The following is a 14,619-nucleotide window of genomic DNA, read 5'->3' as shown; positions in this document are numbered from 1 at the left end:
GCGGGCGTGGACACGTGTTCATCCCACTTGCTTGCACCATGCACGCGCAAGCCAAGCGCGGCCCGACCTGCGCGGGGGCGGATCGCGCGGCTAGACCGGGCGCAGCTCGATGCAGTCCACCGGGCAGGCCGGCACGCACAGTTCGCAGCCGGTGCACAGCGGCGCCAGCACCGTGTGCATGTGCTTGGCGCCGCCGACGATGGCGTCCACCGGGCAAGCCTGGATGCACTTGGTGCAGCCGATGCAGTCGGCCTCGATCACGAACGCCACCTGCGGCGGCTTGTGCGCGCCGCGGCCGCGGTCGTAGGGTAGCGGCGCGGTGCCCAGCGCGCGCGCCAGCGCTCGCGCGCCGGCATCGCCACCGGGCGGGCAGCGGTCCACCTGCGCCGCGCCGCGTGCCATCGCCTCGGCGTATGGGCGGCAGCCATCGAAGCCGCACTGGCCGCATTGGGTCTGCGGCAGCAGGCGATCGAGGCGTTCCAGCAGATTGTCTTGGGCGGGCTTCATGGCGAATTCGGCGCGTCGGATGCGGCGCGCTGCAGGGCGAGGGTCAGGCGATGCGGCGTCCGCCGTACCAGCGCTCGTGGGCCAGCGCCAGCATCGGCCGGTCTTCGCGGCTGTCGCCGTAGGCGTAGACGCGCGGATAGGCGGCCACATCGTAGCGCGCGCGGATCAGCCGCGCTTTGTGCGGCCCGCAATCGCCATCGGCATAGCGCCCGGTCAGTCGGCCGTCGCGCGCTTCCAGGCGGTTGCAGATCAGCCCCAGCCCATACTGTTCGCACCAGGGCTGCAGGTACAGGTCCAGCGACCCGGACACCAGCACCAGGCTGTCGCCCTGCGCCTGATGCCAGGCGATGCGCTGCATCATCTCCGGCCGCAGCAGCGTCGGCAGCACCTCGCGCGCATACGCCCGGGCGTGCGCGGCGATCTCCTCTGCGGTCCGGCCAGCGAACACGATCCGCGTGACCCGCCTGCGTATCGCCTGCGCCGACACCAGGCCCAGCCGATACCCGGCCAACCACGGCCCCACCGACCATTTCGCCCGCGCCAGCTGCCGCGGCGTGGCGACGCGGCGCAGGAACCGCGAATAGGTATCGGTGGTGGTGACCGTGTGGTCGAAGTCGAAAAGAGCAAGGGATTGGGGATTCGGCATTGGGGATTCGCAAAGCGCGTCATGGAGCGGATCGGGCAAGGGATTCGCTTCAATGAATCCCGAATCCCCAATCCCGAATCCCAGCCTTCAACGCACCGGCATCCCCGGCTGCGCACCGCTGTCGGCGTCGAGCAGCGCCAGCGCGCCGCCGTCGAAGCCGGCCGACAGGATCATGCCTTCGCTCAGGCCGAAGCGCATCTTGCGCGGGGCCAGGTTGGCGATGAACACCACGCTGCGGCCGACCAGCTTTTCCGGCTCGGCGTAGCTGCCGCGGATGCCGGAGAAGATCTGCCGCTTGCCCAGTTCGCCGGCGTCCAGTTCGAAGCGCAGCAGCTTGTCCGAACCCTCGACGAATTCGCACACCAGCACCTTGCCGATGCGCAGGTCGAGCTTGGCGAAATCGTCGATGCCGATGAGGCCGGGATTCGGGATTTGGGATTCGGGAGTGGCAGCCGCCTTCGTTTCGGGCTTGGCTGGCGCCGGCTTGGTCGCGGCGGGGGCGGGGGCGAGGGTGTCCTTGGAGGCTTCGGTCATGGCGTCGATCAGTTTGGGGTCGATTCGGGTGAACAGTGGGGCGTAGGGCTGGATGACGTGCGCCAGCAGCGGCGCGTCGAGGTCTTCCCAGGCGCTGAGCGGTGCGGACAGGAAGGCTTCGGCTTCGGCGCTGGTGCGCGGCAGCACCGGCTTCAGCGCGCCGGCCAGCACGCGGAACAGGTTCAGGCCCTGGGTGCAGACCGCCTGCAACTGCGCGTCGGCGCCGTCCTGCTTGGCGATCACCCACGGCTTGTGTTCGTCGATGTACTTGTTGGCCTCGTCGGCCAGGGCCATGGTCTGGCGGAGCGCGCTGGCCGCGTCGTTGCGCTCGTAGGCGTCGCGGATCGGCGCCAGCGCGGCGACGAAGCGCGCGTATTGCGCCGGGTCCGGCAGCGCGTCGGCCAGCTTGCCGCCGAAGCGCTTGTCGATGAAGCCGGCGCAGCGGCTGGCCAGGTTGACGAACTTGCCGACCAGGTCGGCATTGACCCGCGCCACGAAGTCGCCCAGGTTCAGATCCAGATCGTCCACGCCGCCGGAGGACTTGGCAGCGAAGTAGTAGCGCAGCGCTTCCGGCTCCAGGCCCACGTCCAGATAGGTGCGCGCCATCACGAAGGTGCCGCGCGACTTGGACATCTTCGCGCCGTCCACCATCAGGTAGCCGTTGACGTGCAGCCGGGTCGGCGCGCGGTGGCCGGTGCCGTGCAGCACCGCCGGCCAGAACAGGCCGTGGAAGTTGACGATGTCCTTGCCGATGAAATGGTGCAGTTCGGTGGCGGTGCCTGCGGCCAGGTGCGGCTCGAACGCTTCGCCCAGGCTCGCGCACAGGTTCTGGAAGCTGCTCAGGTAGCCGATCGGCGCGTCCAGCCACACGTAGAAATACTTGCCCGGCTGGCCGGGGATCTCGAAGCCGAAATACGGCGCGTCGCGCGAAATGTCCCAGGCGCGCAGCCCACCCTCGCTGTCCAGCCACTCCATCAGCTTGGCCTTGACCCCGGGCAGGGCCACGTCGCCGGCCAGCCACTCGCGCAGGAAGCCGTCGAAGCGGCCGACCTCGAAGAAGAAGTGCTCGGAGTCGCGCAGTTCCGGGGTGGCGCCGGAGATCACCGACTTGGGCTCCTTCAGCTCGGTCGGCGCATAGGTGGCGCCGCAGACCTCGCAGTTGTCGCCGTACTGGTCGGCGCTGCCGCAGTTGGGGCAGATGCCCTTGATGTAGCGGTCGGGCAGGAACATGCCCTTGGCCGGATCGTAGAACTGCGCCACCGAGCGCCGCGCGATGTGCCCGCCAGCCTCGAGCTTGGCGTAGAACGCCTCGGTCAGCGCGCGGTTGGCAGTCGAGTTGGTCGAGTCGTAATGGTCGAAGGCCACGCCGAACGCGGCGAAGTCGCGCTCGTGGCTGGCCTGGATGTTGGCGATGAAGTTCTCCGGGGTGACCCCGGCCTTCTCCGCGGCGAGCATGATCGGCGTGCCGTGGGTGTCGTCGGCGCAGACGAACCAGGTGCGGTCGCCGCGCAGCCGCCGCGCGCGCACCCAGATGTCGGCCTGGATATAGCCGACCAGATGGCCCAGGTGCAGCGGACCATTGGCATAGGGCAGGGCGGTGGTGACGAGAGCGGTGCGGGTCATGGCGAACGGCGATCCTGGGGGATTGCGATTATCGCATTACTCGGGAATGGGGAATCGGGAATGGGGAATCGGTCGAAGCAAGAGCAGGCCGCTGGCCGCCGCGCACAAAAAAGGCGCCCTCGCGGGCGCCCTGCTTTGTCGATTCCCGATTCCCGGTTCTCGATTCCCGGCTCCTACTCCCTGATCCAGGTCTGCGTCCGTCCCAGTGCCTCGATGCCGATGTAGCCGCGCATCTGCAGCTTCTTGCCGCCGTCGGTGAGGGTGACCTTGGCCTTGTAGGTCTTGCCCTTGGCCGGGTCCAGCACCGAACCGCCGCTCCATACCGCGGCGCCGTCCGGCTTCAGCCCCCACAGGATGGTCATACCCTTGATCGGCTTGCCCTTCTGCGCGCCATCGCACTTGTCGCACAGCGGATTCGGACCGTGGTTGGACTGCAGGATCTCGACGACCTTGCCGCTCAGCGTGCCATTGCCGGCCTGCTCGATCTGCACGATGGACTTGGGCTTGCCGGTTTCGTCGTCGATGGTCTGCCAGCGGCCGACCGGCGAGGTGTCGGCGGCCTGCGCGACGAACGCAGCCACGCTCAACGGCAGGGCCAGCAGCAGGGTCTTGAAGGTGGTGCGCATGTGTCCCCTCCCAGGGTGTGTGCGAAGCGGTCGGCGCACTGCCGACCTGGGGCCGACTGTATACCCAAGCGTATGGTGCTGGGAATCGCCGGCCGCGGGCGGTTCAGCGAGTCGCCGGCGCTGGCGGGCCGGCGGCTGGCGGCGCCGCGCGATCCAAGCGGCGGCGCGTGGCCCCCGGCTGGCCGCCGGCGCGCCCGCCGCCGCCGAAGCGGCAGCCCCCCCGTTACTGCAGCGTCACCTGCTTGCGGTTGTCGTTCGAGACCCGGTCGATCAGCTTGTTGTACGGATCGAAGCCGGCTTCGCTGGGCAAGCGCTCCACGGTCACCGTGATCGTCGGCGCGGTGGTGGTCACGTGCAGGCGCTGCAGGTACAGCACCTGCTCGTCGCGTTCCTTCCCCGACGGTCCCTTGGCGAAAACGCCGACCTCGATCCAGTCGTCCAGCGCGCCGTCGCGCTCCTTGCCCTTGCCGTCCACATAGTGCTTGGCGGCGTGCAACTTCAGGGTCACGTCGTAGCGGCCATCGGCACGCTTGCGCGCGCTCGCCGCCTCGACCCGGTTGTCGTAGAAGGTGATCTTCTCGAACAGGTCGGTGATCAGCGCTTGCTGCTCGGGGCGTGCCTCGGCGCGAATGAACTGCAACAGCTCGGCCGACGTGGTGTAGGGCGGCTGCTGGAAGGCCTTGGCCAGCAGGAACTTGTGTAGCGCGCGGTTCAACGCCTGCTCGCCGATCTCCTCGCGCAGCCGGTAGAACACCAGCGAACCCTTGCGGTAGTGGATGTACTGCTGGTTCTCCACGCGGTACAGGGGCAGCTCTTCCAGGCTTTCGCCACCGCGCCCGCTCAGATAGCGGTCCAGTTCGTACTTCAGGAAGCGGCGCATGTGCGCACGTCCGTACTCCTGCTCCATCACCATCAGCGCCGAGTATTGCGCCAGCGATTCGGACAGCATCGTCGCGCCTTGCACGTTGGCGCCGATCACCTGGTGCGCCCACCATTGGTGCGCCACTTCGTGCGCGGTGACGTAGAACACGTAGTCGATATCGTCGGGGTCGCGCAGGTCGGCGATGAAGCCGATCGACTCCGAGTACGGGATGGTGTTGGCGAAGGACTGGGCGAAGCTCTGGTAGCCGGGGAACTCGATGATGCGCACCTGATGATGCTGGTACGGGGAGAAGTGCTGCTCGTAGTAGGCCAGCGACTTCTGTACGCCCTCGATCATCCGCTGCACGTTGTACGGATGCTTGGCGTCGTAGTAGACCTCGATCGGGATGTCCTTGTAGCGCGCCTTCTTCACCTGCCAGCGTGCCGACAGGTAGGCGTAGAAGTTCAGCATCGGCCGGTCCATCGCGTAACTGAAGCAACGCCGGCCCTGGCGGACGAATTCCTTCTGCAGATAGCCGGGCGCCAGTGCGATCTGGTCCGGCGCGGTGCAGATGGTGGTGGCGAAATCGATCCAGTCGGCATCGTCGCTGATATAGGTGTTGGCGCGCGCGGCCTGGTCTTCGAGCTTGGGCATGCGCGTGGGTTCGCCGAGCCCGCGCTTGCGTCGCTCGTTGCGGTCCTCGATCTGCTGCCGCTCGTTGTAGCCGAACCATGGCAGCATGCCGCTGTTGAAGAAGCTGCCGTTGCCCACGATCTCGCTCTGCGCCTGGCGCACGGTGAGCCCGTGCGGATGGCGATCGATACGGAAGCGGAAGCTGCGCTGCTCGCCGGGCTGCAGCGGCGTGGTCAGCCGGTAGATGCGGTAGCCCAGCGCCTTGTCGTGCTTGACCAGGGTCTGCCCGCCCAGGTCCACCGCGACCAAGGTGTCGTCGCCATCCTCGCCGCTCATGCCCAGGTGCACGTCGCCGATCGGCGTGGCGTGGGTATTGCGCACCGTCCAGGTGGCATCCACCACGACCGACTGCGTTTCCGGGTGCAGATCGACCTGGTTGGTCACCGCGACGATGCGTGGCTGCGGCAGGTCCTTGTACTTGCGGTAGTCGCGCTCGTAGCGGGCCTGCAGGTCCAGTTCCTGGTCGGGCGAGCGGAACGTGTTGTAGATATTGCTGTTCCAGTAGATCCAGCCGCCGACCGCGGCGAACGCCAGCAGCGACAGCGCGGTCGCGACCCCGGCGCCGCCGCGCAGGCGCTGCCGCGCCAGCCGCAGCCGCTGGCGCGGTCCGTTGCCGACGCCGCGCGGCCAGAACGCGGCCGCCAGCAACAGCAAGGTCAGCAGGAACAGGCCCCAATAGCCTTGCAGCCACAGCTGCCCCGGCAGGAAGTGGCCGAAGCCGTTCATGTCCGAATACGGCGCATTCGGCCAACTGCCGAAGTTGTACAGGCTCTGCGTGTAGTCGAGCATCGACAGCGCCACCTGCCCGATCAGCAGCAGGATCAACAGCGCATAGCCGAAGAACTTGTTGTTGCTCAGCACCTGCAGCACCAGCGCCATGCCGCCCATCAACACGTAGAACACCGAACCCAGCGCCAGCGTCTTCAGATACAGCAGCGGCTCGATCTGGGTATAGCCCTTGCCCAGCTGCACCGCGACCGAAGCCAGCGCGCCGACCGCCTGGAACGCCGCGATCACCGCGATCAGGGTCAACAGCTTGCCCAGCAGCGGCACCCAGTTCGGGACCGGCATCGCATCGGTGATGCCGTCGATGCGCACGCCGCGTTCCTTCCACACCAGTTCGCCGGCATAGAACAGCACGATGATCACCAGCAGGAAGCTGTAGCTGTTCTGCAGCCCCTGCAGCATGATCGAGGTCACCGGCCAGATGTCGGTGCCGTAGAGGCTGCCGCCGAACAAGGCCTGCGGCACGAAGTTGGCGATGCCGAGCAGCAGCAGGACCACGAACGGCGCGCTGCGGAACACGCCCAGGGTGTCGAAGCGCACCTGCCGCAGCAGTTGCCGCCAGCCGGTCCCGGTTTGCGCGAACGGCGTGACTGCCGGCACTCGCACGGTGCGCGCAGCGGTCACGGCTGCGGCCACGGGCACTGCGACGGCCGGCGCCGGCTGCTTGCGGCCGAAACGGCGGCGGGTGCCGCTGCGCTCGGTGCGGAACAGGGCGAAGGTCGCCGCGAACAGCAGCACCGACACGCCCAGCCACAGCGCGCGGTTGGCTAGCAGGTAGCCGCTGAGTTCGGGCAGGTTGTGGTTGCGCTCTTCCGCCGACCAGTAGCGCAGCGTCTGCGCCAGCGCGCGGATGCCGAGCGGGTCGGACAGGGTGGCCGCCCAGACGTTGTCCAGGTCGGCTAGCACCGCGCGGCTGACCCCGTACAGCACCAGGAACACGATGACGCCGACGTACACCCACAGGATGTTGCGCGCGGTCACCGCCAGCAGCGACAGCAGCGCGGTGGCGAACAGCACGTTCGGCAGCACCATCACCGCCAGCGTCCACAGGTAGGACGAGACGGCCACCGGCCCCAGCCGGACCGGATCGATCCATGGCATGAACTGGGCGATGAAGATGCCGAACGCGACGATCAGGTACATCACCATGCAGGCCAGCAAGGCCGCGCCGATGCGTCCAAGCAGATAGTCGCGGCGCCGTACCGGGCTGGAGAACACCAGTTCGGCCGTGCCCAGCTCGAAGTCGCGCAGCAGCGCGTTGCTGACGAACAGGGTGGCCACCAGCAGGCCGATCAGGGTGAACACGGTCATCATCGTGGCGATGACCGAGGGCGCGTTGCGGTAGACGTTGCCGATGCCGCCGCCGATCTGCACCGCGTCGCTGGAAGTGGCGCCGAAGGCGAGCAGGGCGAGCAGCGCGGCCAGCAGCCACAGCAGGGGAGAACGCAACTGCTCGCGCAGCTCGAAGCGCAGGAAAGCCAGGATCATGGTCGGCGCTCCGTCAGGCGGCCCGCGCTTGCTGGCGCAGGCGCTGGAAATACACGTCCTCGAGGTCGGGCGAGACCGGTTCGAAGCCCGCTTCCGGGCATTCGGCGCTGAACACATGGATCACCGGGCTGCCGGCCACCAGCCGGGTGGACAGCACGGTGAAGCGCGCTTCGTACTCCGCCAGCGCGCTCTTGGCCACCTGCTTGCGCCAGACCTGCTGGCTGAGCGTGGCGATCGCGTCGGCGGGGCGGCCGGTCAGCAGGACCTGGCCCTTGTTCATGATCGCCATCGCCGGGCACAGGTCGGTGACGTCCTCGACGATGTGGGTGGACAGGATCACCACCACGTTCTCGCCGATCTCGGCCAGCAGGTTGAGGAAGCGGTTGCGTTCCTCCGGATCCAGGCCGGCGGTGGGTTCGTCGACGATGACCAGCTGCGGATTGCCGAGCAACGCCTGGGCGATGCCGAAGCGCTGGCGCATGCCGCCGGAATAGGTGCCCAGCTTGCGCTTGCGCGCGTCCCACAGGTTGACCTGCTGCAGCAGTGCCTCGACCAGCTCCTTGCGCTGGCGGCGCTCGGTGAGTCCTTTCAGCACTGCGAAATGGTCGAGCAGGTCCAGCGCGCTGACCTTGGGATAGACGCCGAAATCCTGCGGCAAATAGCCGAGTTTGCGCCGCAGCGCGTCCTTGTCGCGCAGCACATCGATCGTCTGGCCATCGGCGGTGGTGAGCGTGGCGCTGCCGGAATCGGCTTCCTGCAGCGTAGCCAGGGTGCGCATCAACGAGGACTTGCCGGCGCCGTTGGGGCCGAGCAGGCCGAACATGCCGCGCGGGATGTCCAGGGTGACGCCCTTGAGCGCATGGACGCCATTGGCGTAGGTCTTGGACAACTCGCGGATCTGCAGCATGGCGCACCTTCCCCTGGTCGATATCCGAGTATTGGCGCGATCGTGCGTTGCCGCATGCGCCGGAAGTCATTGCCAGCGGCGACGCTGCGAGCTGGCTAGTGCGGCTGCGGGTGATGTGCAACGGGGCTGGACGGCCCAGGCATGGCGCCGCTCAGCCGATCTCGTACAGCTCCAGCGGCAGGTCGTCGGGGTCGGCGAAGAAGGTGAAGCGGCGGCCGGTGTATTCGTCGACACGGATCGGTTCGGTGACCACGCTGTGCGCCTGCAGGTGGGCGACGGCGGCGTCCAGGTCGTCCACGCGCAGCGCCAGGTGGCGCAGGCCGCAGGCTTCCGGGCGGCTGGGCCGCGGCGGCGGCGCGGGGAAGGAGAACAGTTCGATCTGGGTGCCGTCGGGCAGGGCCAGGTCCAGCTTCCAGGAGTCGCGCGCGTCGCGGTAGACCTCGGCGATCACGCGCAGGCCGAGGATGCGGCAGTAGAAATCCTTCGAGCGCGCGTAGTCGGCGGCGATGATCGCCACGTGGTGCACGCCGCGCAGGGTCAGGCTCATCGGCACAGCGCCTGGCCGAACTGCAGCAGGTGGCCGTCCGGATCGTGGATCGCGAATTCGCGCATGCCGTAGGCGAAGTCCTCGAGCGGATAGGCGATGCGCGCGCGCGGCTGCAGCCGCTGCCACCAGGCGTCGACGTCGTCGGTGCGGAAGTACAGCGAGCCGGGAAAACCGGCAGCAGCGACACCGGTAGGTGCTTGCTGCGCGGCCAGCATCAGTGCCAGCGACCCATGCCGCAGCGATGCCCAGCCGGCGTCCGCACCGCCGCCGTCGATGTGGAACTCCAGCGTGTCGGTGTAGAACGCCAGCGCCGCGGCGAGATCGGTGCTGCGCAGCATCGGCGTCAACGCTGTGAACGTCATGCGCTGCTCCGGCAAGGAAGGAAGATGGTCAGCCATGCGCCGAGCATAGCGCAGCGTCAGGTGTGCGTCTGGACGATACCTGTTGGAGATCGGCGTTCGCATGCGGTGGCGGCGCCATCCGCTGCGTACGCGCAACGGGCGCTACGCGCCACCGCCCAGATTCCGCGCGGCGGCCACTGCCTGACACAATGGCGGCATCACGTTTCGCCCGCGAGGACGCGAGCATGCCGCACAACCCGTTGACCGTGTTGCTGGCCGACGACCGCTGCATCGTGCTCGACGGCGCACTGGCCACCGAGCTGGAGGCGCGCGGTTGCGATCTCGGCGATGCACTGTGGTCGGCCAAGGTGCTGCTTGAGCAGCCGCAGCTGATCCGCCAGGTGCATCAGGACTATTTCGAAGCCGGCGCGCAATGCGCGATCACCGCCAGCTATCAGGCCACGCCGCTGGGGTTCGCCGCGCGCGGCATCGATCCGGTGCAGTCGCGGCGGCTGATCGTCTTGAGCGCGCAGCTGGCGCTGCAGGCGCGCGACGCCCATTTGGCCGCGCATCCCGAGGCAGGCCCACTGCTGGTCGCCGGCTCGGTGGGGCCGTATGGCGCCTACCTGGCCGATGGTTCGGAATACCGCGGCGACTACGCGCTGCCGCAGGCGGCGATGCTGGATTTCCACCGCCCACGCATTGCCGCGCTGGTCGAAGCCGGCGTGGACCTGCTGGCCTGCGAGACGCAGCCGTCGGCGGCGGAGATCGCCGCGCTGCTGGCGTTGTTGCAGGAGTTCCCGCAGAGCACGGCGTGGTTTTCGTTCACCCTGCGCGATGCCATGCATCTCAGCGACGGCACGCCGCTGCGCGAGGTGGTGGCGTTGCTCGATGGCCATCCGCAGGTGGTCGCGCTCGGCGTCAACTGCATCGCGCCGGCGCTGTGCACCCCGGCGCTGCAGCATCTGGCGCCGTTGACCCGGTTGCCGCTGGTGGCGTATCCGAACTCCGGCGAGCGCTACGACGCTGCCGGCAAGCGCTGGGACGGCGGCGCTGCCGAGGCCTGCGCGCTGGTCGATCGTCTGGATGCCTGGCGTGCTGCCGGTGCGCGCCTGATCGGCGGTTGCTGCCGCACCAGGCCGCGTGATATCGCGCTGTTGGCGCAGCGTCTGGCGACGAGCGGGTTGCCGGGCGGTTGACGCGACGAGCGCATCAACGCAGTGCCGATACCGGTTCCGCAAGAACGAGGCGGGCTGCCTCGGTGCGTCGACCATGCGATATAGGCGGGGCCCTGGATGGTCTCGGGCCATCCATCCCGACCAGACGTTATCAGTAACGCCCGGTCGGGGTTGAAACCCCTCCTACAGGTGTAGCGCGATTGCGCTCAGCCCTTCTTGCTCGCCACCCAGCGCTCGACCTTCTCCTGCAACACGTCCAGCGGTACCGAGCCGTCCTTCAGGATCTCGGCGTGGAACTCGCGGATGTCGAACTTGGCGCCGAGCTGGGTGCGCGCGTATTCGCGCAGCTGCATGATCTTCATCTCGCCGATCTTGTAGGACAGCGCCTGCCCGGGGATGGCCATGTAGCGCTCGGCCTCCGCTTCGGCATCGGTGCGACTGGTGGCCGAGTTCTCGAGCATGTAGTCGATCACCTGCTCGCGGGTCCAGCCCTTGCTGTGCAGGCCGGTGTCCACCACCAGGCGGATCGCCCGCCACAACTCGTTCTGCAGGTAGCCGAAGTAGTTGTACGGATCCTGGTACAGGCCCAGTTCCTTGCCCAGCGATTCGGTGTACAGGCCCCAGCCTTCGATGTAGGCGGTTTCGCCGCCGAAGCGGCGGAACTTGGGCAGGTTGCTCAATTCCTGTTGCAGACCGAGCTGGAAGTGATGGCCGGGGATGGCCTCGTGCAGGTACAGGTCTTCCGCGTCCCAGGTCTTGCGGCTGGGCAGGTCGTAGGTGTTGACGTAGAAGATGCCCGGGCGCGAGCCGTCCTCGCTGGGCCGCATGTACGAGCCGCTGGCCGCCGACTGCGCGCGGTACGGCTCCACCGGACGGATCTCGAACGCGGCCTTCGGCCTCAGCGCGAACAGGCGCGGCACCGCCGCGTCCACCCGCGACTCCAGGCCGCGGTAATAGCTCAGCAGCTCGTCTTCGCTCTTGAAATTGAAGCGCTTGTCGGTCTGCATGAACTTGAAGAACTTCGGCATCGAGCCGCGGAACTTCACCTGCTTCATCACCACCTGGATCTGCGCCTGGATGCGCGCGACCTCGTCCAGGCCGATCTGGTGGATCTGCGCCGGGCTCAGGTCGGTGGTGGTGCTCTGGCGCACGTTGTACGCGTACCAATCCGCGCCGCCGGGCAGCGCGCCGACGCCGGCGGTGTTGCGCGTGGCCGGCAGGTATTCGGTGGCGATGAAGCCGCGCAGCTCACGGTAGGCCGGCATGATCCGGTACTCGATCAGGCGCTTGTAGTCGGCGGTGATGCGCTGCTTGTCGGCCTCGGGCATGTCCGCCGGCAGGTTGCGCACCGGACCCCAGAACAGGCTCTCCTCGGCGCTGGGCTTGATGATCGAGTCCAGCTGCGGCAGCACCTTTTCCACCAGGGCGCGCGGCTGCACCACGCCGGCCTTCATGCCCTCACGCATGTTGGCGATGGCCTGGTCGAACAGGACGGGAATGCCGAGCGCGCGCCGCGACCAGTTGTCGTAGTCCTTGACCGTGTGGAAGGGCTGCGCGCCGGTGCCCGAGCCGAGCATCACCATGATGCTGCCGACGTTGTAGAACTGGTTCACCGGCTGCATCCAGCTCGGGTACTTCTCCGCTTCCAGCGCCGTGCGCGCATCGCTGACGAAGATCTCGTAGCTGAGCAGGTCCTGCCCGCTCAGCCCGTCCTTGCCGATCGCCTCGGCCTTGCCCAGCCACAGCACGGTGAAGTCGTGCGACTGCTGGCGGAAGGCGGGGGACAGGAAGTTGGGCAGCTGGTCGTTGTAGCGGCTGTCGCCCTGGAACGTAGCCTGCAGCGGATTGAGCTTCAGCGATGCTTCCCAGTAGTCGTCGTACAGGCGGTTGAGCTGCTGCGCTTTGCTCAACACCACCGGCGCTTGCGCCGGTCGCGCCTTCCTGGCCTTGCTGCGGGTCTGCACGGTCTGCTGTTTCTTGACGGCCTTCTTCTTGGCCGCATCCGCCGGTGCGGCCAACGACAGGCTCAGGACGGCGGCGATGGCGAGCGACAGCAGGCGGGGAAAGCTGGGCGGCATTACGGGCTCCAACGACAAGCGAGCACGGGAGCTTGCCCGATCCGCACCGTGGAGGCCACCCGCCGCCGCGCGCACGGTCAGGAAAAAACCGGTAAGGCGGAGGGCCGCTGATGCCTGGACGGCAGGTCCGTGACGGGGCATGGGCCAGGCCGGGCGGTTGTCTTCGGCGTTTGCGGCGGCCGCGCAGGGGCCGCCGCCAGGGTGCAGCGGCAGCGTCGCCGGCGTGTGCAGATGGCATGCGACGGCATGCACGGCCCCGCTCGATGCTGCGCCAGCGCGGCCGATCCGCGCACTCAGTCGGCCGCGGCTTCCTCGCGCAGCTGCTCGGCGCGCTCGGGGCTCAGGTAGTCGGTGATCAACCGCCGCATCAGGTACAGCAGCGGGATCAGCAGCACCGCCAGCAGCATCTTGCAGATGTAGTTGAGCGTGCTCACCGCCAGGAACAGCGGGATCGACCAGTGCTGCGGGCCGAGCACGAAGGCGATGTAGATGACCACGAAGCTGTCGATCAGCTGCGACACCGCGGTGGAGCCGGTGGCGCGCAGCCACACGTGCTTTTCGCCGGTGACGTTGCGGATGCGGTGGAACACCGCCACGTCGATCAGCTGCCCGGCCAGGAACGCGACCAGCGAGCCGGCGATGGTCCACAGGCCCTGGCCGAACACCGCCGCGAACGCGGCCTGGTAGTCCGGCACGCCCTGGTTCTGCGCCGCGCCGACCCAGAACCCGGCCGGCGCCAGCGCGATCGCCGCGAACGCGAACAGGAAGCCGTAGCCGATCAGCGCCACCGCCAGCCAGGAGATGAAGCGCACCCCGCGGCGGCCGAAGAATTCGTTGATGGTGTCGGTGAGGATGAACACCAGCGGCCACAGCAGCGTGCCGGCGGTGAAGTTCATCGAGCCGGTCTGGCCGAACAGGTTCCAGTTCAGCGGCGCGATGCCCAGGGTGTCTTCCAGGGCGAAGATCTTGACCCCGATGAATTCGGCCAGCGCGGCGTTGACGCAGAAGAACGCGGCCAGGCCGATGAACAGGCGGACGGCGCGATCGTCGAGCGTGCCGTTGCGCATGCGCCTTCCCTCAGCGGTCCATGGTGCGGGTGAACGGCACGCTGTCCGGCGCCACCGCGCCGCCGGAGATGATGAAGCTCATCGCCTGGTCCACGCTCCAGTCGGTGGGGGTCAGCAGCTCCACCGGCACGATCTCCAGATAGCCGGAGGTCGGGTTCGGCGTGGTCGGCACGTACACCGCGGCCAACTCGCGGCCGGTGCCCTGTTCCTTGATCACCCGGGTCACCAGGCCCACCGACTTCATGTCGCGGTGCGGGAAGTCGATCAGCACCACGCGCTGGGTGCTGCCGGGCTGGGTCTGCAGGATGTCCAGCAGCTTGCGCGCGCTGTCGTAGACCACGCTGGCCAGCGGAATGCGGCGCATGACCGCCTCGAACCAGCGCAGCAGGCGCTGCCCGATCACCCGCCGGCTGAGGATGCCGACCAGCAGGATCACCGCCAGGGTGGCGATCAGCGCGATGGTATTCTGCACCCACAGCGCGGTGGCCCAGCCCATCTCGCGCGGGAACGAGGCCGCGATGCGCGCCGACAGCGGCACCACCCACGGACTGCTGATGCCCGACAGCAGCACGAACACGAACTTGACCACGACCCAGGTCAGCCAGATCGGCAGCAGGGTCAGCAGGCCGGTGAAGAACAGCCGTTGCAGGGACGGGCGGGGGTGCGGAGCGGGGGTATCGGGCGACATCCGCCTAGTGTAGCGGCGCACTGCGCTGGCCGCTGCGCACGGCGGCTA

General features: G+C 67.9%; 12 protein-coding genes. 1 reads left to right on the top strand and 11 read right to left on the bottom strand.

The features are described 5' to 3' along the window. Nucleotides 1-90: 90 nt before the first annotated feature. The 8 genes from rnfB to HEP74_RS13785 all read right to left on the bottom strand — a co-directional run bounded on the left by rnfB (nt 91) and on the right by HEP74_RS13785 (nt 9,581). The gene (gene rnfB / locus HEP74_RS13820; RefSeq protein WP_185813369.1) at nt 91-507 is read right to left on the bottom strand and encodes an Rnf electron transport complex subunit RnfB; all 417 of its coding nucleotides are present in this window, start codon (nt 505-507) and stop codon (nt 91-93) included. Nucleotides 508-550: 43 nt separating this feature from the next. Continuing rightward, entirely contained in the window at nt 551-1,153 is a 603-nt protein-coding gene (locus HEP74_RS13815; protein WP_185813368.1) for an HAD family hydrolase, read from the bottom strand. Between the two features lie 87 nt (nt 1,154-1,240). Beyond that, nucleotides 1,241-3,310 (bottom strand): methionine--tRNA ligase, encoded by a 2,070-nt coding sequence (gene metG / locus HEP74_RS13810; RefSeq protein ID WP_185813367.1) that lies wholly within the window; start codon nt 3,308-3,310, stop codon nt 1,241-1,243. 173 nt (nt 3,311-3,483) lie between these two features. After that, the gene (locus tag HEP74_RS13805) at nt 3,484-3,936 is read right to left on the bottom strand and encodes a DUF2147 domain-containing protein (protein ID WP_185813366.1); all 453 of its coding nucleotides are present in this window, start codon (nt 3,934-3,936) and stop codon (nt 3,484-3,486) included. 223 nt (nt 3,937-4,159) lie between these two features. Then, the gene (locus HEP74_RS13800) at nt 4,160-7,765 is read right to left on the bottom strand and encodes an ABC transporter permease/M1 family aminopeptidase (RefSeq protein WP_185813365.1); all 3,606 of its coding nucleotides are present in this window, start codon (nt 7,763-7,765) and stop codon (nt 4,160-4,162) included. A 13-nt stretch (nt 7,766-7,778) separates the two neighbouring features. Continuing rightward, on the bottom strand, nt 7,779-8,672 hold the full coding sequence (locus HEP74_RS13795) for an ABC transporter ATP-binding protein (RefSeq protein ID WP_185813364.1): 894 nt from the start codon (nt 8,670-8,672) through the stop codon (nt 7,779-7,781). Nucleotides 8,673-8,823: 151 nt separating this feature from the next. Next, a complete protein-coding gene (locus HEP74_RS13790) occupies nt 8,824-9,213 on the bottom strand; it encodes a VOC family protein (protein ID WP_185816634.1) in 390 nt (129 codons plus the stop codon). Nucleotides 9,214-9,215: 2 nt separating this feature from the next. Beyond that, nucleotides 9,216-9,581, bottom strand: coding sequence for a bleomycin resistance protein (locus HEP74_RS13785; RefSeq protein ID WP_185813363.1), 366 nt, complete (start codon nt 9,579-9,581; stop codon nt 9,216-9,218). A gap of 224 nt (nt 9,582-9,805) precedes the next feature. Here HEP74_RS13785 and mmuM point away from each other — a divergent pair, with 224 nt between their 5' ends. After that, nucleotides 9,806-10,759 carry a homocysteine S-methyltransferase gene (gene mmuM, locus HEP74_RS13780; protein ID WP_185813362.1) on the top strand — a complete coding sequence of 318 codons (954 nt, stop codon included), beginning with the start codon at nt 9,806-9,808 and terminating at the stop codon, nt 10,757-10,759. 185 nt (nt 10,760-10,944) lie between these two features. Here the strand turns inward: mmuM and HEP74_RS13775 are convergent, their stop codons facing one another. From HEP74_RS13775 to HEP74_RS13765, 3 genes are all read right to left on the bottom strand, one after another. Beyond that, nucleotides 10,945-12,816: a DUF885 domain-containing protein gene (locus tag HEP74_RS13775; RefSeq protein WP_185813361.1), complete on the bottom strand. Its 1,872-nt coding sequence runs from the start codon at nt 12,814-12,816 to the stop codon at nt 10,945-10,947. A 293-nt stretch (nt 12,817-13,109) separates the two neighbouring features. Further along, complete coding sequence (locus tag HEP74_RS13770) at nt 13,110-13,883, bottom strand: queuosine precursor transporter (protein ID WP_185813360.1); 774 nt, start codon at nt 13,881-13,883, stop codon at nt 13,110-13,112. A 10-nt stretch (nt 13,884-13,893) separates the two neighbouring features. Next, entirely contained in the window at nt 13,894-14,571 is a 678-nt protein-coding gene (locus HEP74_RS13765) for a DUF502 domain-containing protein (protein ID WP_185813359.1), read from the bottom strand. Nucleotides 14,572-14,619 lie beyond the last annotated feature (48 nt).

The sequence above is a fragment of the Xanthomonas sp. SS genome (assembly GCF_014236835.1).
Classification (GTDB): Bacteria; Pseudomonadota; Gammaproteobacteria; order Xanthomonadales; family Xanthomonadaceae; genus Xanthomonas_A.
The sequence above is the reverse complement of the archived record's forward strand: the minus strand, read 5'-3'. Positions and strand labels throughout refer to the sequence as shown.

Excerpts from the sequence above, each read along its gene's own strand:
- HEP74_RS13815 (WP_185813368.1), bottom strand. The coding sequence starts at position 1,153 with ATGCCGAATCCCCAATCCCTTGCTCTTTTCGACTTCGACCACACGGTC.
- HEP74_RS13795 (WP_185813364.1), bottom strand. The coding sequence starts at position 8,672 with ATGCTGCAGATCCGCGAGTTGTCCAAGACCTACGCCAATGGCGTCCAT.
- HEP74_RS13775 (WP_185813361.1), bottom strand. The coding sequence starts at position 12,816 with ATGCCGCCCAGCTTTCCCCGCCTGCTGTCGCTCGCCATCGCCGCCGTC.
- mmuM (WP_185813362.1), top strand. The coding sequence starts at position 9,806 with ATGCCGCACAACCCGTTGACCGTGTTGCTGGCCGACGACCGCTGCATC.
- HEP74_RS13805 (WP_185813366.1), bottom strand. The coding sequence starts at position 3,936 with ATGCGCACCACCTTCAAGACCCTGCTGCTGGCCCTGCCGTTGAGCGTG.
- metG (WP_185813367.1), bottom strand. The coding sequence starts at position 3,310 with ATGACCCGCACCGCTCTCGTCACCACCGCCCTGCCCTATGCCAATGGT.
- HEP74_RS13765 (WP_185813359.1), bottom strand. The coding sequence starts at position 14,571 with ATGTCGCCCGATACCCCCGCTCCGCACCCCCGCCCGTCCCTGCAACGG.
- HEP74_RS13800 (WP_185813365.1), bottom strand. The coding sequence starts at position 7,765 with ATGATCCTGGCTTTCCTGCGCTTCGAGCTGCGCGAGCAGTTGCGTTCT.
- HEP74_RS13785 (WP_185813363.1), bottom strand. The coding sequence starts at position 9,581 with ATGACGTTCACAGCGTTGACGCCGATGCTGCGCAGCACCGATCTCGCC.
- HEP74_RS13770 (WP_185813360.1), bottom strand. The coding sequence starts at position 13,883 with ATGCGCAACGGCACGCTCGACGATCGCGCCGTCCGCCTGTTCATCGGC.
- rnfB (WP_185813369.1), bottom strand. The coding sequence starts at position 507 with ATGAAGCCCGCCCAAGACAATCTGCTGGAACGCCTCGATCGCCTGCTG.